The sequence below is a fragment of the Pseudomonas sp. FP1740 genome (genome assembly GCF_030687165.1).
Classification (GTDB): Bacteria; Pseudomonadota; Gammaproteobacteria; order Pseudomonadales; family Pseudomonadaceae; genus Aquipseudomonas.
In genome coordinates, this window is the sequence record NZ_CP117461.1 from 2,945,605 (window position 1) to 2,964,053 (window position 18,449).

The window sequence follows — 18,449 nt, forward strand, 5'->3', positions numbered from 1 at the left end:
ATACATCTTCCTCTGGCCCCTTTTTCTCCTGTGACTTAGACGTAGGGATTGTTTCGTATGACCTTGTCCCTGGCCTTTTCCGCAATTTTGTTAGTTGAAGTCTGTCCCGCGACTTCCGCGTCAATCCCAACTGAGTCGGTCAGAACACCGCCAAAGGTTCCACCCGGTGCGCGACCATTGAGCCAACCGGGGTTTGCGCTAGCGGTATTGGCCCATAGCACCGCATCCTGCAAGGTGTCGTGCCAAGATACGATGGTATCGTTGCGCATCGTCGCTTCATCATGCGTGGCCACCTTGAAATAGAGGGTGCGTCCCCCTGCATAGGCCCCGAGCAGTGCGGTAAGCATATTCCCGGTATCGGCAAGATTGCAGCAGACATAGCAACGGTAGGCTGCTGCGGCTGGCATGTTATTGCTGAAAAAATGTACCCAATATGCAGTGCTTCCCGCCGCAAGCCATGCAGTTACTGTTCCCCAGTGGGGGGCCTGAGCAGCAGTGCTTTGATTTTGCGCGGCAATAATTCTTGGGTCGACACCAATCGCTCCGGTTACCGCAGCGGCATAGCCAGCCGCGGCAGCCTTCAACCCCACGGTATAGGCCGCGTGGTCATAGGCATCAACAACAGGGTTAGCCGCGAATCGCGCGGCAGTTGTGTTAACTGCCGTATTCAAGCGATGGGATACATCCAGATCGTCGTATGACATTGTTCACCTCCGTCTTTCTTCGTTAAGGCCGTCTTGCCAAATTTAAAGGGGACATCTCTATTTTTCGTCACCCTGCTTTCCTGATGGGAAATTATGGGATTGATCAGTCATTTCGACTTCACTCAAGCACCCACTCCGCCAACTTCCCCGTCACCTGCGTCATCAACACATTCTCGACATCCCTCGCCCCGGCAGCACTGCACTTGGCCAACACCGCCTGCACAATCCCGGCATCGAACTCAAACTGCTTCCCGGTCGCCGCTTTGTACCGCCCACGCAATTTCTCCAGCTTCGCCAACACAATTCCTTCCAGCGTCGCTTCATCCAGCGGTCGATACGCCACCACCGTCATGCGCGCCAGAAACGCCGGGCGAAAGGCTTTCAGCAGCACGTGATGCAGCGCTTCGTTGAAGGCATCGGTGCCCAGTTGCGCGGTCGGTGTGTCGAGCAGTAACTCAGCCCCGACGTTGCTGGTGGCCAGCATCACGGTGTTTTTGAAGTCCACCACCAGCCCGGTACCGTCTTCCATCACGCCTTTGTCGAAGACGTTGTAGAAGGCTTCGAGCACGTCCGGGTGGGCCTTTTCGATTTCGTCGAGCAGCACCACCGAATAGGGTTTGCGCCGCACCGCTTCGGTGAGTACACCGCCACTGCCGTAGCCAACGTAGCCGGGCGGGGCGCCTTTGAGTTGGCTGACGGTGTGGGCTTCCTGGTACTCGGAAAGATTGATGCTGATCAGGTTGCGTTCGCCGCCATACAGCGCGTCGGCCAACGCATAGGCGGTTTCGGTTTTGCCCACGCCAGTGGGGCCGACCAGCAGGAACACGCCGACCGGTTTCTGTGGGTCGGTGAGGCCGGCGCGGTAGGCTTGCAGGCGTTGGGCGATGGTGTTCAGCGCGGTGCTCTGGCCCATCACCCGCAGGCCCATGCGCTGGCCGAGGGTGCGTACGGCGTGGGCTTCGTCGGCGAGCATCTTGCCCACCGGGATGCCGGTCCAGCCGGCGATCACCGCAGCCACGGTTTTGCCGTCGACCTGCTCCGGCACCAGCGGATCGTCCTGGCGAATGGCGTCCAGCCCGGCCTCCAGGCGCACCAGTTCGGCGGCCAGATGATCGATGCGGCTATCAGTTGCTTCGTCCGGTTTATCGTTGTCGGCGCGTTCGCTCAAGGTGAGTAATTCGCGGCGGGTTTCCAGCAGTTCGCGCACGGCGATCCGTTCTTCGTTCCAGCGGGTTTCCAGTTCGCGAATGGCCTGCACGTTACCCACGGACTCGGTTTCCAGCAGGGTGATGCGTTCACGGTGATCAAGCCCGGTGGCCTGTTCGCGGCGCAGGCGTTCGACTTCCTCCTTGAGGCTTTGCTGGCGGTGACGCAGGCTTTCCAGGGGAGGCGGCACGTCATGCTGGCCGAGGGCGACCCGGGCACACGCGGTGTCGAGCACGCTGATGGCCTTGTCCGGTAACTGGCGCCCGGAGATGTAGCGGTGGGACAGTTTCACCGCTTCGTGGATCGCCGCGTCCAGCACCTGCACACCGTGATGCTGTTCCAGTTTCGCAGCCACGCCACGGAGCATTTCCACGGCGGTGATTTCGTCCGGCTCCTCGACTTGCACCAACTGAAAACGCCGGGCGAGGGCCGGGTCTTTCTCGAAGTATTTCTTGTACTCAAGCCAAGTGGTCGCGGCCAGGGTGCGCAACTCGCCACGGGCCAGCGCCGGTTTCAGCAGGTTGGCCGCGTCGCTGCCGCCTTCCGCGCCGCCGGCGCCAATCAGCGTGTGGGCTTCGTCGATGAACAGAATGATCGGCTTGTCGGCGCTGCGCACCGCGTCGATCACGCCTTTGAGGCGCTGCTCGAACTCGCCCTTGACCCCGGCGCCAGCTTGCAACAGGCCGAGGTCGAGCACCCGCAGGCTGACTTCCTGCAACGACGGCGGCACATCCCCGGCGGCAATGCGTAAGGCCAGGCCTTCGACCACCGCCGTCTTGCCCACCCCCGGCGCGCCGACCAGGATCGGGTTGTTTTGCCGACGCCTGAGCAGAATGTCGATGCACTGACGAATCTCGCCGTCGCGGCCGACGATGGGGTCGATACGCCCGGCGTGGGCGTCGGCGGTCAGGTCCTGGGTGAACTGGTCGAGCACGGAGTCCTGCTTCGGTTGTGGGTTGCTGGCACTGACCGGCCGCGTGCCACCAACGTGTTCGCGTGAGTTTTCGGTCCACTCCAGCAAATTGCTGCGCAAGGCTTCCCGTGGAATTTTCAACAGCGACGAGGCGCTATTGAGCAGCAGGCTGCGACGTTCATCACGGTCGAGCAGGGCCAGCAGCAGCAAGCCCGAGCGGATGCTCTCCAGGCCAAGCACACTGGCCTGAACCACCGCATCTTCAAGCAGGCCGATGGTGTGCGCCGAGAGCGCCGGGGTGCGGGTGCTGCCGGATTTGAACAGTTCCAGGGCCTTGTTGATTTCCGCCGTCAGGGCATCGCGCTCCAGACCGAAACGTGGCAGCAGCCAGGCGAAGTCACCGCCCTCGATGTCCAGCAGTTCAAGCAGCAAGTGCTCGATTTCGACGTAATGATGACCCCGTTGCAGGCAGCGCTGCGCGGCCCGTTCGAGGGCGCGGCGGTTGTCCGGGTTGAGGCGTCCGATCAGGCTGGCCAGTTCCATGTTCAGGTGATCTCCAGCTGACGAAGGCGGGTTTCGATCCGTTGCACGGCGAGGCTGGTCTGGCGTTGCAGGCCGCCGTTCCAACTGAGCAAGGCCGGGGCCTGACGACCGAGTTTCATCGGACTGGCACCGCGCACCAACAGCACCAGCGTGCAATCCAGGTCGGGGCCGAAATACAGCGCGCTGAGACTGGCCAGCGCCGGATGGGCTTCACCGTCCGGCAGAAACCGCGCCGCCTGCGCCGAGGTCAGCGGGCCGAGGGTCAGGCGGATGCCGGCGTGTTCATCCCAGACCCGGGTGCCGGCCACCGCGCTACTTCCCAGTTGCAGGTTGCGTCCGCCCAGTTGCAGGCGACTGCGACTGGCCGGCGGAATCTCCCGCCAGGCACCTTCATAGGCGCTGAGTTCTACTGGCAGTTCGAAGTGCTCACGCACGATCGCGGCGAAACCGGCCAGGGAACGACGCCCGTTGGCAAATAGCGCGCTGCACGCCAGTACCGCAGAGTCGGGTACAGCCTGGCGTTCCTGCAAGGCTTTGGGCAACAGCCCGGTCAGGGCCCGCAGTTGCGCCTGCACCGGCGACGCGCCGGGGGCCATGAAGCCGACGGCGATCCGGTGTTTGCGCATCACCTTGTATAGCAGGCTGAGCAAGCGATGCTGGAACAGGTCGAGGAACTCGGCCGGTGCATGATCCTTGGCCCGGGCCCGTTGTTGCAGCCATTCCTGATAGGCGTAGGGCAGGGGGCCATCGGGCCCGCCGAGGCCGAACACGGGAGTCGTGAGCGTCGGTGGCTGGCCCGCTTCCTGGGTCAGGCTTTCGATTTCGCTGGCGGAAAACAGCGGCGTCAACGGCCCGCGCAGGCGCAAGGCTTCTGCTTGAGGGGCGGTGCCGCTGCCCAGGGATTCGGCTTGCGGGTGTTCGCGTTCTAGCAGCAACAACGCCTGCAACAACTCGAACGCCTGCGGATCACGCCGCAGCTTCTGGCTCAGGCTCAGAGGGACAGCGGCATGCCAGCTTGGGGTTGCCATGTCCTGACCTCCTTGTCTGACTGGACCAGGACCGTGCGCACGAAGCGATTGGCCGTGGCATAGAGTGAAAAGAACTGCGCCAGCACCGCTGAGAACAACACGGCGCTGCTGCCGACGAAATGCTGCGGATCGAGTTGCAGCCGGACTTCCAGCCCATTGCGCCAGCCGCGCCAGGCATCTTCGCCGACATGGGCGATCACCCGTTCGCAGCCGAGGCTTAACAAACCGTCGATCTGCCGCAAGGCGCTGGCCTCGTCACGCAGGTTGTGCAACTGGAGGATTTCCTTGAGGGCATCCAGCGCCTGCGGCCCCTCGACCAGTGACAAATGATTGAGGGTCAGTTGCGACACCAGCCGCCAGCGCGATTCGCCGTCCAGTCGCGGCAAACTCTGCGGGCTCGGCGGGTTGCGCAAACGGGCCCAGGCCACCGGCCCCGGTCGTTCGAAACCCAGGGGCGTGCCGGCCGGCAGGCTCTGGGCCAGATGCCGGTTGGTGCACAGCAGTTCGGCGGTGAGGCTGTATTCGCTGGCCTCGGTCAGCGGATCGAGCCGGGTGTCCACCAGGCTCACCATCAGGTCGGTGCCCAGCCGATTCGGGGTCATGCCGCTGACCCGCCGCGCATGCCAATAGCATTGTTTGTCGCCGCCGATATGCTGGCTGCCGTAATACGCTGGCACCCGTTGCACGCCCTGGCTTGAGCTGGCGCGCATGGCGCGGATGCTGTGGATCTCGACGCTGTTTTCCCGGTGGCTGTCGGCGACCAGACGATACTCGCTGCGGGTACCGTCCGGGCGCAGGGGTTCCGATGTTCGCGGAAACAGGTTGATCGCCGGCGCGCAGCCCAGGGCGAAGTCGCTGGCCTGAAGGTGCAGACGGTTGACCGGGGCGCGGTCGAACACGATGTACAGGTACAGCGTCTGGCTGTCACTGGCGGCGCCGGCCAATGGAATGTCGAAGAAGTTGAATTTGTCCGGGAAGGCAAAGTACTCGGCGAGCAGGCGCATGCCCGGATGCACGCCGTCCTCGTCCGGCAACAGCACTTCGTCGCTGGCAAAACCGACGATCTGCGGCAACCCGGTCAGCACCACCGGCACGCTGCCGACCGGTCCGGCCAGCACCTTCACGGCGTGGGCGCCGAGCAGTTCATACAGGCAGGCGTTGATCACCGGGGAGGCGGCCAGGTGCACGCGCAATTGTTTGATGGCCAGCGTCGACCACTGGTTTTCACCCAAACAACGCAGGCTCAGGCGCAGGGCCGAGCGTGCTTGCGCCACACCGGTCAGGGCCTGGGCTTCGTCGCTGCCCAGCAGCAACGCTTCATTGATTTCCACCGGCCACAACCGAACCGCGGCGCTGGTACGAAAGTGGATGCTCTCGCCTTTGCTGGTGGTGACGAACAGCGGTGTGTCCCGTGGCAACGGATAACCATCGTTCAGGTTGCCCTTGCTCGGGTCCGGCTCGAACTGCACGATCGCGCAGGACGGCAGCGGCCGCATGGCCAACGGGTAAAGCTGTTCGAGCAAGGCATCGCTGAATTCGGCGTAGTCGTCATCGAGTCGCCGTTGCAGGCGTGCGGCGAGCAAGGCGAAACCTTCGAGCAGCCGTTCGACATGCGGGTCGGGGCATTCACCGGGGGACAGTTCCAGGCGTCTGGCGACCTTGGGATAACGCTCGGCAAAAACGCTCCCGGCGTGGCGCAGCCAGGTCAGTTCGCGTTGGTAGTAATCGAGCAATTGCGGGTCAATCGAGTCGCTCATGACGCACCTCAAGACCATGGTTGGCCTTCTCGATGACAAAGGCCACGGGCCAGTGCTGCTGGCCGCTGCGCAACTCGCCCAGTAGCCGAATGCTCAGTTGCTGCGGATGGCCGGGGACCGGATTGACCTGGACCTCGCCCAGTTGCAGGCGCGGTTCGAAATGGCTGATGGCCTCGCGCACTTCCCGCGCCAACTGACGACGGTCATCGCTGCGCTGCTGTTGCAAGGCCGTCCAGTCAGCGATGCCGTAGTCGAGAATGCTCGGCGGGGAGGTCAGCGGACGTGAGCCGCGTCGGGTGTTGAACAGGCGCAGCAACTCCGTGTGCACCGAGTCGAGCAGCCCCTGGCGATCGAACGCCTGCACGGTGCCGACCTCGCTGGCGGCGAGGCGCTCGAACAACGGTGGGAGCATGCCGGTGCCTGCCATGGCCGACGCGTCCGCTTACTTGACGAGCTTGTTGGCGGCCATGTCCCAGGTCGAGGCGGCCGTGCCTTCCTTGGTGCCGTCGTCTTTCTGGGCGGTGAGCTCCCACTTGATCTTGGTGAAGTTCAGGGAAATGGTTTCCACCGGTTTGCCACCCGTACCACCACTGACGCTGACATTGGACAGCACCACGTTGGTCAGGGTGTAGATGATGAACGGCATCAGCTTACCGCTGCCTTCGGCGGCGTTACGGCCGATGGTGATCTTGGCTTCGGGGATCGGTTTGCCGGCGCAGCAATATTCGTTGAGCGAAGGCGTCGAGCTGTCGACGAACTTGGTCAGGGTGAACTCGCCGATGTGCGGCTTGCCGGAGGTGCGCTCCGAGTTGCTGACGTCGTTGGTCACCTGCATCGCCACGTTGTGGCTGTAGGACATGACTTCGATCTTGTCCTTGTAACCCTCGAGCAGGCTATCGCCTTTGATGTCGCCGCCGAGGTCGAGAATGATTGCATCCATCGCATGAAACTCCTGAAGAAATTCAATTTAGACACGTGAACGGTTGCCGAACCCTTAACCTGTGGCGAGGGGGCTTGCCCCCGTTGGGCTGCGCAGCAGACCTAAAAGCAAGGGCCGCTGCGCGCCCCAACGGGGGCAAGCCCCCTCGCCACAGAGGTTTCACCGACTTTAGGCGGCTACCGGTGGCGGCAGGGTCGCGACCAGGCGGATCGACGCGGTCAGCTCTTCAAGCTGGAAGTGCGGCCGCAGGAACACCGTGGCCTTGTAGGCCCCCGGCTTGCCGGCGACCTCGGTCACATCCACCCGGGCTTCACGCAACGGGTACTGCGCCTTGATTTCTTGCGGCGCGTTGTCGTTGATCAGCACGTAGTCGGCGATCCAGTTATTGAGATAGGTCTGTACGTTGTCGCGGGTCATGAAGCTGCCGACCTTGTCGCGCATGATCACCTTCAGGTAGTGCGCGAAACGCGAGGCCGCGAGCACGTACGGCAGCATCGCCGAGATCCGCGCGTTGGCATTCGCCTCGTTGGTGTTGTAGACCTTGGACTTGTTGGTGGTCTGGCCGCCGAAGAACACCGCCACGTCGCTGTTTTTCTTGTGGCACAGGGCGATGAAGCCGAGGTCGTTGAGCTCTTTCTCGCGACGGTCGGTGATCGCCACTTCGGTCGGGCATTTGAGCGACAGATCGCCGGAGGTGGTGCGGAAGGTATGGGCCGGCAGGCCTTCCACCGCACCGCCGCCTTCGGCACCGCGAATCGCCGCGCACCAGCCGTATTTGGCGAAGGCTTCGGTGATCCGTTGCGACAAGGCCCACGCGGCATTGCCCCACAGGTATTTGCCGTGGTCGCTGCCGTTGACGTCTTCGACGTAGTTGATGCCTTCCACCGGTGACGTGTCAGGGCCGTAAGGCAGGCGCAGCAGGAAGTGCGGCAGCACCAGCGATACGTAGCGCGAATCTTCGCTTTCGCGGAACGAACGCCACTTGATCAGCTCCTGGCTCTCGAACACTTTCGACAGATCCCGCGGCACGGCCAGTTCGGTGAAGCTGTTCATGTCGAACAGCCGTGGGCTGGCAGCGGCAATGAACGGCGCATGGGCGGCAGCGGCGACGTTCGACAGTTTCTCCAGCAGACCGATGTCCTGCGGGTGCCGACCGAAGGTGTAGTCACCCACCAACAGGCTGAACGGGTGGCCGCCGAAGGTGCCGTATTCCTCTTCGTAGATCTTCTTGAACAGCGCGCTCTGGTCGAACTCGACGGCTTTTTCCAAGTCGTTCTGCAGCTCTTTCTGGGTCACGTTGAGCAGGCGCAATTTCAGCCGGGAACTGGTCTCGGTGTTCTTTACCAGCAAGTGCAGGCCGCGCCAGGAGGCTTCAAGTTTCTGCAGGTCCGGGTGGTGCAGCACTTCGTTCAGTTGAGCGCTGATCAGCTCGTCGATCTGGCTGATGCGGTCGTTGATCATCGCCACGGTGTCCTTGTCGACGGCCATGCCTTCATCGAGGACCTGGGTGGCGAATTCCGCGAGCATGTCGCGGGCGTAATCCTGTTGGCTGTCGTCATGGGCCATGCGGCCTTTGGCGATTATTTCATCGAGCAAGGACAAGGTCTCGCTTGCACTGTCACTGGCTTGGGTCTGGGCGGCGGATGAGGCGGGCATGGCAAAATTCTCCCTGGGTGGATGAGCGATCAGGCTTGCGGTTCAGCCGGTGCTTCGCTGTCGCCAGCAGGAGCGGGAGCGGCGGTGTCCGGACGAGCCGACTTGATCTCTTGCAGTCCCTCGGTGTTGGCAATGACGTCACGCAGCAGCTTGTCCAGATCATCGTTGCCATCGAGTTTGGTCAGCAGGTCGCGCAGACGTTGACGCGCTTCGAACAGGCGCCGCAGCGGAGTGACTTGCTCGACCACCTTGACCGGATCGAAGTCATCGATGTGTTTGAAGTTGAGCTCGATGTTGAGCTTGCTGTCGTCGCCGCTGAGGGTGTTGTTGACCTGCAAGGTGGCGCGCGGGCCGATCGAGGCGAGGACTTCATTGAAGTTGTCGCGGTCGATTTCGGTGAAACGCCGTTCATTCAATTTCGGGAGTGGTTCGAGAGGCTTGCCGGAGAGGTCGGCAAGAATACCGACAACCAACGGCAATTCTTTCTTCTCGATCGCGTTGCCGATTTCGACGTCGTAGGTGATTTGCACCCGGGGTGGGCGAACCCTGTCTAGCTTGTGCTGAGTACTTTCTGCCATGGTGGCTGACTCCGATGCATGAGGCGGGAGCAATGCATCGGGAGGCCCGTTTCATCGCATTCCCTTACTGGACCGTAGGTTAGAAAGGGAGGGCAGAGGACCTGTCATTCCTTTGACGAACCTTCCGAATTCGTCGTGCCGACCGAACTACCCAAGACGCTAGAACAGGTCTATAAAAATGCAAACGGAAAACGTTTTTGGACCGTGTCGAGAAAAGGAAAATTCATTTTGTACGCACGTCTCTTTTCTTTGGTTCTGCTCCTCTCGCTCGCCGGGTGTTCCTTGTTCGGGCCTCGCGTCGATCTCGATAACCTGACGCTGGACGTCGCGCCCCGCGCCAACGACGACACCCCGATTGCGGTGGACTTCATTGCGGTGAACGACGCGGATCTGCTCAAGCAATTATCGGGCATCACCGCTCGCCAATGGTTCGCCGAGCGGGAGCAGTATCAGCGCGACTACCGACAGTTGATGACGGTCTGGGGGCTGGAGCTGGTGCCCGGTCAATTCATCGACAAACAACCCTTTCCGTTGGGGGGCAAGCGGGCGGCTGGACTTTTAGTCTTCGCCAGCTATACCACTCCCGGAGCACACCGGTTGCGGCTGGACGATCAAAGCAACGCCTGGCTCAAGTTCGACAGTCGCGAGATGACACTGGTCAGCGACCACCCGAACTGAGCACAAAATTGTGGCGAGGGGGCTTGCCCCCGTTGGGTTGCGAAGCAGCCCCAAAATCGCTAATGCACCAAAAATATTGTGAGCGCTACGCACTCATACGGAGCGATGCGGCGATCCGACAAGCCCCCTCGCCACAGGTCGAAAGGAGTCGTATGAATCTGCTTCCTGACGCGGTTTGCTGGCATGAGGGCATGCAATTGCTGCCCCAGCATTTTCAGTTGCAAGGGCTGCGGGCCGAGGCGTTGGTAGCGCATTTCGCCCAGGCATGTAATCCATGGTTCTGGGGCGTGACCCGCGTTGAATTCGATCCCTCGGCACTGAGTGCCGGGCTGGTGCGTCTAATCAATTTGCAGGCGACGTTGCCGGACGGTTTGCCGGTCAATTTGCAGGCCGGTGTCGGGCCGATGCTGGAGCTCGACGTCAGTGAGGCGATCGATGCCACGGACAATGCCACCGTCACCGTTTACCTGGCGGTCAGCCCGCTGTGGCGTGCCGGTCAGTTGCTGCCGCTCAAGGGGCGATTGCAGTCGGTGGTCGGCGATGCACTGCCGGACCTCACCAGCGGCGAGTACCCCGAATCGATCACGGTGTGGCGTCCGAATCCGCGTTTGTGCACGCAACTGAACAAGGCGGATTCCGTCTGCCTGCCGCTGCTGAGAATTCGCAAGGAAGGTGGCGGCTTTCTTGCGTTGCCTTACACACCGCCGACGCCGTGCCTGTTGCCCGAGTCGGTGGTGGGCCGGCGCGTGGCGGGACTGTGTGCCAGGGCGCGGGAGAAATGCATGTTCCTCGCCGGTCGTTTGCGCCAGGCGCAGCAGGCCGGCAATCAGGATGATTCGATGGAAATCCGGCGTCAGTTGACGGCGCTGTGGGCGCGGTTGCCGGAAGTCGAAGGTCTGCTGAACAGTCGCGTGGCCACGCCGCAGGCGCTGTATGGCTCGCTGCTCGGGCTGGCCGGCGCGTGGTCGGCGCTCGATCCATTAGCCGGGGTTCCGGCATTCGCGCCGCTGGATTTTCTGGAGTTGCAGCGCAGCTATGAAGCGGTGCTCGACTGGCTGGAAAAGACCCTCGAACTGATCCGCGCCGGCTATCGCAGCCTGGCGTTCGAGCGCAACGAACAATCCTTCTCGATTCAATTGCCCGACGACCAGCCGAGCCAACGGCTGGTCATCGGTTTGCGCATGCCCAATGGCGCCAGCGAGCAGGCCGCCAGCGAATGGCTGAGCGGAGCGATCATCGCGTCGCAGCCGCACATCCCGTTGCTCAGCCGTCAGCGCATGAGCGGTTTGTCCCATCAGGCCATGAGTCGCAATGAGCAAGTGGCCTACAGCGTCGGCGACGATACGCGGTTGTTCGTGGTGACGGCCGAAGGCCAATGGTTCGACGGACAGTTGCCGTTGCTGATTGCCGCCCCGGCTTCGAAACCGGCCAGCAGCCCATGGCAAGTGGTGTTGTTTGTGGCCCAGGCGAATGAAAGTGCTTGATCAAGGAAGGAACGTCATATGTCTGAGGGGAATGCCGGGACGGGTACACGAGGCCTTCAGGAAGCGCCGCTGAGCAGTGCTTTTCGCCAGGCCTGGCAGCAATGGTCCCAGGACTGGAGCCAGTTGCCCAAGGACAGCGAAGACGAAGCGCTGGTGGAAGCGGTGGTCGAACTCTCCACGCAAATCTCCCAACGCCTCTGGCGAACGGCTTTCGCCAAAGTCGGTGACGCCGCCACTGAACAAGTCAAAGCACTGGTCTATGCCTTTGTCGCGCTGGTCGATGAAACTTTGCTGTTCACGCCGTGGCCGGGCCAGTCGGCGTGGCAGGACAAACCCCTGGAATCGCGGATGTACGCCAGCCGTCAGGCCGGCGAGCGGATACCGTTGGCGATCAAGGAGTTGCTGGACGAGCAGATTCCCACCACGCGCGATCTGGCCAATGTCTATTTGCAGTGCCTGGTGCTGGGTTTTCAAGGGCGTCTGCGGGGCGAACAGAATCAGGCCCTGCATGAAAAATGGCGCCTGGCGCTGTTCACCTTTGCCTGGCAGCACGAGGCGGATTATGCCGACGTCAGTGCCCGGCTCGAACAACCTTCGGCGGTGACGCCGCTGCAATTGCCGGTGCGTCTTTCGTTGCCCGATGGCTTTCGCCTGGGGTTGGGAATTATTGCCGTGGTCCTGTTGCTGACCGGTTTGGGGCAGTTGTTCTGGCGTGACATTCGCCAGGAGCTTGAACCGGTCTTGCAACTGACCGATTCGGTGGCCACCTCGGAGCAAGACTCATGAGCACGCTGGGGATTATCGGCCTGATCATCGTCGTGCTGTTGGTGCTGGCGATTGTCGCCGTGGCGGTCTGGTGGTTGCGCACGCAAAGCGGCGCGGCGATCCGCAGTTTTTACCTGGCGGTGCGGCAGATGGAGCAGGAGCAGGGCACCCAGGATCGTTACCAGATTCCCTGGATGCTGATGCTCGGCAACGAGACTCAGGGCACGCAGTTGTGCACCCAGTGGCGCTTGCAGCCCACCGACAAACCGAGCTGGTTCGGTCGCTGGTGGTCGGACCCCGAAGGGGCGGTCCTGGTGGTGCCCCAGGCGCTGTTTTTGCCGGATGAAGGCATGCACCTGCAACGGGGGGGCTGGTGGCGCTTGCTGGGGTTGATCCTGCGCCTGCGCAGTCAGCGTCCGCTGGACGGCGTGATCTGGACGGTGCCGATCAGTCGGCTGGGCAATGCCGAGCAGGCGGCGGCCCTGGGCCTGGCGGCGCGTCGACGCTTTATCGATCTGTTGCAACGTTTTGGCTTGAGCCTGCCGGTGTACGTGGTCGTTACCGGCATGGAAGAGTTGCCGGGTTTTCAGGAGTTGATTAGCGCGCTGCCGCTCGAGGCCCGGGAACGCACACTGGGCTGGTCTTCGCCCCACGGGCCTGATGCGGTCTGGCAGGCGCAATGGAGCGATCAGGCGCTGGATCAGGTCAACCGGGCCCTGGCGGAATCGATCATCGAAATCGGCGCCTTGTCCGGGCAGTTGAGCGTCGATCTGTATGGCTTGCCGGAACGCTTCGAAGCCTTGCGGCGCAATCTGCAATCCTTGCTGGAGCCGGTTTTCCAGGGCAATGCGCAAGGCGAGGCGCCACGTTTTCGCGGTGTCTATTTCACCGCCAACCAGCCTTCGGACGACAGCGCCGACGGGTTTTCGGCCTACGATACCGGCTTGCAGCAAAGCGCTTTCGCCCGGCAGTTGTGGCAGCGGCGGGTGGTCGCCGAGCGCGGTCTGGCTCAGGTGGTGCCGCGTCTGTTACGCCTGCGTCAGCGCTGGCAGCGCGTGACCGGTGGGGTGGCGCTGGTGGTCGCGCTGCTCTGGGGCGCTGGCATGCTGTGGGTGTGGCAGGACTCGGAAAAGGATGCCCATGAGTTATCGCGCCTGATGCAAGGGGCGCAGAAAAATTACGTGGTGGTCACGGATGAATCTCATCGGCGGGAGGCGACCCGGCGCAACGTCCAGGGTTTCTGGCGGGTGCTGGAGAAGGCGCAGCGCTGGCGCTTCACCTCGGTGGTGTTTCCGACCTCCTGGTTCTCCTCGCTGGATGCGCAGTTGGAGAACGAATTGCGCCTGACCGCCCATAGTCACTTGTTGTTGCCGCTGCGCGATCTGTTGAGCGCGGATCTGGCGCAACTCAAGACCATTCGCAACACCGAACGACGGGGTAATGTCGAAAGCGAAGACCCGGCCCAATGGCAAAACTACGTCAAGGCCACGGAGCTGGTCGAGCGTGCGGTGAGTCTGGAGCAGCAGAACCAGTGGTTCAGTCAGGCGCTGAACAACACCAAGGCGCCGCTCGAAGACCTGGTGTTGCTGAGCAACAACGCCCTGTCGCTGAACCTCAACGCTGGCACGTTGCACCGCGCCGGTTTTTACAACCGGGCGCTGCTGGATGCCGACAACAGTGAGTTGAAACCACTTGACCTGACCGTCGAGCGCGCGCAAATCGAGGAAAACTTCCTCGGGCTCATGGAGCGCTGGCTGGACCAGTATTTCCTCGCTGACAACTTTGTCCGTCAGGCCGGTTATCTGCGTTTGCACCTGGAGCGGCTGGAGGTCGGCAGCGGCAATTCCCTTACCGAGCTGGAAGATCTGCGGGCGTTGATCGACGACCTGCAAGCGCTGGTCGGCTTGACCAACTCGGCGTGGAGCCGGGGCAAGGGACAGGATCTGGTGCCCGGTTACCGGGCGATGATGGACAAGGTGCGCCAAAGCACATTGCTTGGCCCGCAGGTCGAACAGCAACTGGATCAACAGGCGTCGAAGTTGCAGCAGAGTTTTCGTGACCAGTGGATCACCCAGGCCGGGGCCAGGGACAATTTGCTGATTCAGCAAGGCAGCGGGCAACTGGTCTTGCAGGAGCATGTGGTGCAGTTGAATAACGCGGTGCAGGCACTGTTCAAGCGTGATTTCGTCGCCATCGCCTTGCAGGCGGATCAGTCCGACGTCCCGGATGGGCAGGGGCGCGGTGTTGATGGCGACGACCTCGACAGTGCGCTGAACTACTTCGCCAGTTACAAGAGTTATGCCGCCGAAGAGCTGCCGCGCATCCCTCCGGCGTATCGTGGCGCGTTGCTGCAAGCGGCCGAAGGCGCGGTGGTCAAGGCCATGTTGTCGAGCCTGCGCGAGCACAATGCGCAGGTCCACAGTGGTGTCTTCAATGTGCAGGCCTCTCAGGCGATTGCTTTGCAAAAGGCCTTTGTCGAGGTGCGCCGCAGCGATCTGGCCACGCGTTTGCAAAGCGCTTTGAACCGCCGCGCCCTGGCCGACATCGTCAGTGGCCTCGATGAAATCGTCGCCCAGCCCCTGTTCAGCGGACGCACCGAAATCAGTCAGTGGGACGGTTCGAAAAACCTCGGCCTGCAACTGTATGGCGCCAATGACGTGCAGGATCTGAAACTGAACCTCAAGCAGCAGTTCAACACCATGCTCGGCATCACCGGGCGCCGCACTGCGGCGCTGGAATGGCTGAAAGTCCAGCAACAGAACCTCTCGGCGCTGGATTACGAACGGGTGACGCAGTTCAGTGCGCTCAACGATGAACTGCTCAAATACAAAGAACAGAACCCCGCCAGTTCGCCAGCGCAGATCGAGCAGTTGGTGAGCCGCGACTTCATCGAAATGGACGTCGCGTCCTGTGGCCAGATCCTGCAAACCGCCAACCTGTCCGGCGGGCGCGGAACCTTGGCATTGCGCGCCGTGGATCTGCAACAAACCGCCATGCAACGCTGCCAGTTCCTGCAACAGCAGCAAGCGGCGGCTGCGTGGAATGAGCTGGCCAATTATTTCAACCAGTACCTGGCGGAGCGCTTTCCGTTTGCCAATGGTCTGCAGGCCAGCGATGCCGACCCGGCCCGGGTCCAGCATTTGCTGGAGCTGATCGACAAGCGTTTGCCGGTGGCGCAGGCCGGATTGGTGCTGAGCCAGACCCCGGAGCGTCTGGCCGCCGAAGACTTTCTCAATCGCCTGAAGCAAGCCAGCACCTGGCTGGCCCCGATGTTTGTGCGCGACAAGAGCGGTGTGCTGGGGCTGGAAATGGACGTGCGCTGGCGCACCGATCGAGAGGAGGAACGCGGTGCCGATCAGGTGATTGCCTGGGGCTTGAATGCCGGCAATCAACAGATCAACTACCCCGGCGAGGCTCAGCAGAACCTGCGCTGGATGGTCGGCCAACCAGTCCGGCTGACCTTGCGTTGGGCCAGAAATGGCTATCAGCGTCCGGCCAACGATCCGTTACAGCCGAGCCTGGTGGTGCGGGATCTGGAAGCGGGCTGGGAGTACGGCGGCCCATGGTCTTTGCTGCGCTTGATGCGTTCGCATGCGTCGATGCAGCGCCAGCCGAATATGGACTACACGGACTTTCCGTTGACCTTGCGCCTGCCCGTGACCTCGCAGGCCAGCACCGCCGAGCAAACCCTGATGTTTGTGCGCCTGTCGTTGATGACCCAGGGCTCGAAATTGCCGTTGTCCATTCAGCCCTTGCCGACCCGCGCTCCGCGTTCACCGTTCCTGGTGACGCGCTCGACCGCGGCGATTGAATCCCATGAGGAGGAGGGCCTGTGAATCAACCTTCAACACCGTTGCCGGAACTGATGGCGCAACTGCTCGAACCGATCAGCGAGGAGGCGCCTTGTGGTCAGGATTTGCGTTATGAACCCGAGTTCGACCGGTTGCGCGAACTGCGCCGCGAGGATGACACCAGTTTGCCGACAGGGGTGTGGCAGTCGTCGATCAAGCGCGCCCAGTGGCCGGAACTGGAAAAACTGGCCACGAGCCTGCTGCTCGAGCGCAGCAAGGATTTGATGCTCAGCGCCTGGCTGGGGGAGGCCTGGCTGCATCAGGACGGGCTCGATGGGTTGCCGGGCAGCCTGGCGCTGGTGGCCGGGTTGTGCGAACGCTATCCCGAACACCTGCACCCACAGGCTGAGGATGGCGACCTGTCGTGGCGAGTGATACCGCTGGAATGGTTGGCTCGACGCTACGCTGAAGTGTTGCTGACCCGAGTGCCGTTGTTCGAACCGCACAACCACGAATTCGATGGTTTCTGTCTGGACGCCTGGCGCCGGCTGCAGTTGCAACAGGTGCTGGCCAACGACGGCAAAGCAGCCAAGGCCTCGGCCGAGAACGCACGCAACGAACAGAAGAAAGTTACCGAACAGATTCGCGCCACGCCGTTGTCATTCTGGCTGCGTAGCCAGGGCAGTCTGCTGCTCAGTCAGCAGCACTTGCAGCGCCTGGAGGTGTGGAGCGACGCTTTTCTCGGAAATCAGGCCCCAGGCTTCAAGGCGCTGCAGGACGTGATCGACGCGTTGTTGACGCTGGTTCAGGAGTTCATCGCCATGCATCCACGAAAACCGACCCCGGCGCCTCCGGTCGAAACGCCAGTGGTGGCTGCATCGAGCCCCAGCCCGACCGCCGCGCCTGAAGTCCTTGCAGTGCCCCAGGTGTTCAGCGAACCGGCGAATCGTGAAGAGGCGTACCGGCAATTGCTGTTGATCGCCGAGTACCTGGCGCGCACCGAACCCCACAGTCCGGTGCCCTATCTGATCAAGCGGGGTGTGGAGTGGGGCAACAAGCCCCTGAGCGAGTTGCTGGGCGAACTGATCAGCGCTGATGCCGAATCCCGACGACTCTGGACACTGTTGGGCGTTCTTTAGTGATTGAGTCGGGTGGTTGTCGACGGTGGCGGTAACGCAATGGGCGTCAGGACCGGTTGACCGGAAAAAAACGCCGTCAGGTTTTTGCCGGCCAGTTCGACGGTGCCTTGGGTGGCCTCCGGGGACAATCCGGCGACATGCGGGGTCAGAATCACGTTGGCCAACCCCTTGAGGGCGTCCGGTACCTGGGGTTCGTGGTCGAAGACATCCAGCGCGGCACCGGCGATCCGCCGCTGTTCGAGCGCGGTGATCAGGTCTGCCGTGACGACCACACTGGCTCGGGCGATGTTGACGAGGAATCCGTTAGGCCCCAGGGCATCGAGCACTTGCCGGTTGATCAGGTGTTGGGTGCCGATCCCGCCCGGGGTGGCAACTATCAGAAAGTCTGAATGGCGTGCCAGCTCGGTAGGCGTCGAGCAATAGCTGTACGGCACATCGCTGCGATGCTGGCGGTTGTGGTAACTCACTCTCATATCGAAGCCGTTGGCGGCACGTTTGGCGATAGCGAGGCCAACGGCACCGAGGCCGAGGATGCCTATGTGTTTGCCGGACAGGGAAGGGCGCATGATTTTCGGCCACTCGCCCCGACGGACGGCAGCATCTGCCCGAGGGATGTCACGAACCAGTGCCAGCAGCAACGCCATGGCGTGATCGGCAACGGAAGAGGCATTGACGCCGGCGCCGTTGGTGACAGTGATGCCCCGGTTGACGGCGGCCTGCAGGTCGACGTGTTCGTAACCGGCGCCGATCACGCAGATGATCTTGAGGTTGGGCAGGGCGGCAATTTCATTGGCATACAGGCCCAACGGGCCACGCGTCAGCACCGCATCGATCTGGCTGCCCTGGCGGGCAATGGCGGCAGCGCGCTCGGCCGGGGTTGGGGCCAGGATCAAATGAAACCCCTGATGTTCGAGAATCGGCAGGTATTCATTGATGGTTTCAACCAGTACCAGAACGGTTGCGGTCATGCTGGGCTCCTGTGGGCAGCGGAGTGTGGGGCTCGAACGTCGCGTCAGATTGCTGACTCCAGAGCAGATTGGCAATGGCCCGAGATCATAGGCTATTGGTTGGCAAGCACCTGTGCAGGCGTTGGCGATACCGGCGAGCTTCTTAGATACAACACTAGATCAGTGCGCGGCAGGCGGAGAGGATTTGTCCGCGATGAAATTGCCGTAGCAGCTGTCGAGCTTGCGAGGCTGCGTTCGGCTGCGCAGCAGTCGTAAAATCAGGCGGCCCGTCAGGCACACCGTACATTAGGGCTTACTAA

The 18,449-nt window shown here is 62.1% G+C and carries 14 protein-coding genes; 5 read left to right on the forward strand and 9 right to left on the reverse strand.

The features are described from left to right. Positions 1–35: 35 nt before the first annotated feature. From PSH69_RS13455 to tssB, 8 genes are all read right to left on the reverse strand, one after another. Positions 36–704, reverse strand: a complete 669-nt coding sequence (locus PSH69_RS13455) for a hypothetical protein (RefSeq protein ID WP_305412458.1) — start codon at positions 702–704, stop codon at positions 36–38. 118 nt (positions 705–822) lie between these two features. Further along, complete coding sequence (gene tssH, locus PSH69_RS13460) at positions 823–3,366, reverse strand: type VI secretion system ATPase TssH (RefSeq protein ID WP_305412459.1); 2,544 nt, start codon at positions 3,364–3,366, stop codon at positions 823–825. Positions 3,367–3,368: 2 nt separating this feature from the next. Further along, positions 3,369–4,394, reverse strand: coding sequence for a type VI secretion system baseplate subunit TssG (tssG, locus tag PSH69_RS13465; RefSeq protein WP_305412462.1), 1,026 nt, complete (start codon positions 4,392–4,394; stop codon positions 3,369–3,371). Further along, positions 4,358–6,151, reverse strand: coding sequence for a type VI secretion system baseplate subunit TssF (tssF, locus tag PSH69_RS13470; RefSeq protein ID WP_305412464.1), 1,794 nt, complete (start codon positions 6,149–6,151; stop codon positions 4,358–4,360). Before tssF ends, tssG begins: the two co-directional genes overlap by 37 nt. Then, positions 6,135–6,578: a type VI secretion system baseplate subunit TssE gene (tssE, locus tag PSH69_RS13475; protein ID WP_305412466.1), complete on the reverse strand. Its 444-nt coding sequence runs from the start codon at positions 6,576–6,578 to the stop codon at positions 6,135–6,137. Before tssE ends, tssF begins: the two co-directional genes overlap by 17 nt. Positions 6,579–6,593: 15 nt before the next feature. Next, positions 6,594–7,091 (reverse strand): Hcp family type VI secretion system effector, encoded by a 498-nt coding sequence (locus tag PSH69_RS13480; protein ID WP_018929664.1) that lies wholly within the window; start codon positions 7,089–7,091, stop codon positions 6,594–6,596. A gap of 168 nt (positions 7,092–7,259) precedes the next feature. Then, positions 7,260–8,747: a type VI secretion system contractile sheath large subunit gene (tssC, locus tag PSH69_RS13485; protein WP_019648924.1), complete on the reverse strand. Its 1,488-nt coding sequence runs from the start codon at positions 8,745–8,747 to the stop codon at positions 7,260–7,262. Between the two features lie 29 nt (positions 8,748–8,776). Continuing rightward, a complete protein-coding gene (gene tssB, locus PSH69_RS13490; protein WP_026331704.1) occupies positions 8,777–9,325 on the reverse strand; it encodes a type VI secretion system contractile sheath small subunit in 549 nt (182 codons plus the stop codon). Positions 9,326–9,553: 228 nt separating this feature from the next. Between tssB and PSH69_RS13495 the strand changes: the two genes are divergently transcribed. From PSH69_RS13495 to tssA, 5 genes are all read left to right on the forward strand, one after another. After that, a complete protein-coding gene (locus tag PSH69_RS13495) occupies positions 9,554–10,003 on the forward strand; it encodes a hypothetical protein (RefSeq protein WP_007937709.1) in 450 nt (149 codons plus the stop codon). Positions 10,004–10,155: 152 nt separating this feature from the next. Further along, on the forward strand, positions 10,156–11,487 hold the full coding sequence (gene tssK, locus PSH69_RS13500; RefSeq protein WP_305412468.1) for a type VI secretion system baseplate subunit TssK: 1,332 nt from the start codon (positions 10,156–10,158) through the stop codon (positions 11,485–11,487). An 18-nt stretch (positions 11,488–11,505) separates the two neighbouring features. Beyond that, positions 11,506–12,273, forward strand: coding sequence for a DotU family type IV/VI secretion system protein (locus PSH69_RS13505; RefSeq protein WP_305412470.1), 768 nt, complete (start codon positions 11,506–11,508; stop codon positions 12,271–12,273). Further along, on the forward strand, positions 12,270–16,088 hold the full coding sequence (locus PSH69_RS13510) for a type VI secretion protein IcmF/TssM N-terminal domain-containing protein (protein WP_305412471.1): 3,819 nt from the start codon (positions 12,270–12,272) through the stop codon (positions 16,086–16,088). The genes PSH69_RS13505 and PSH69_RS13510 overlap by 4 nt, the downstream gene beginning before the upstream one ends. Further along, the gene (gene tssA, locus PSH69_RS13515; protein ID WP_305412473.1) at positions 16,085–17,182 is read left to right on the forward strand and encodes a type VI secretion system protein TssA; all 1,098 of its coding nucleotides are present in this window, start codon (positions 16,085–16,087) and stop codon (positions 17,180–17,182) included. Before PSH69_RS13510 ends, tssA begins: the two co-directional genes overlap by 4 nt. On the opposite strand, the gene PSH69_RS13520 is transcribed toward tssA, so the two are convergent. Then, complete coding sequence (locus tag PSH69_RS13520; RefSeq protein ID WP_019648929.1) at positions 17,179–18,150, reverse strand: 2-hydroxyacid dehydrogenase; 972 nt, start codon at positions 18,148–18,150, stop codon at positions 17,179–17,181. The two genes, tssA and PSH69_RS13520, sit on opposite strands and share 4 nt — an antisense overlap. Between the last annotated feature and the right edge of the window lie 299 nt (positions 18,151–18,449).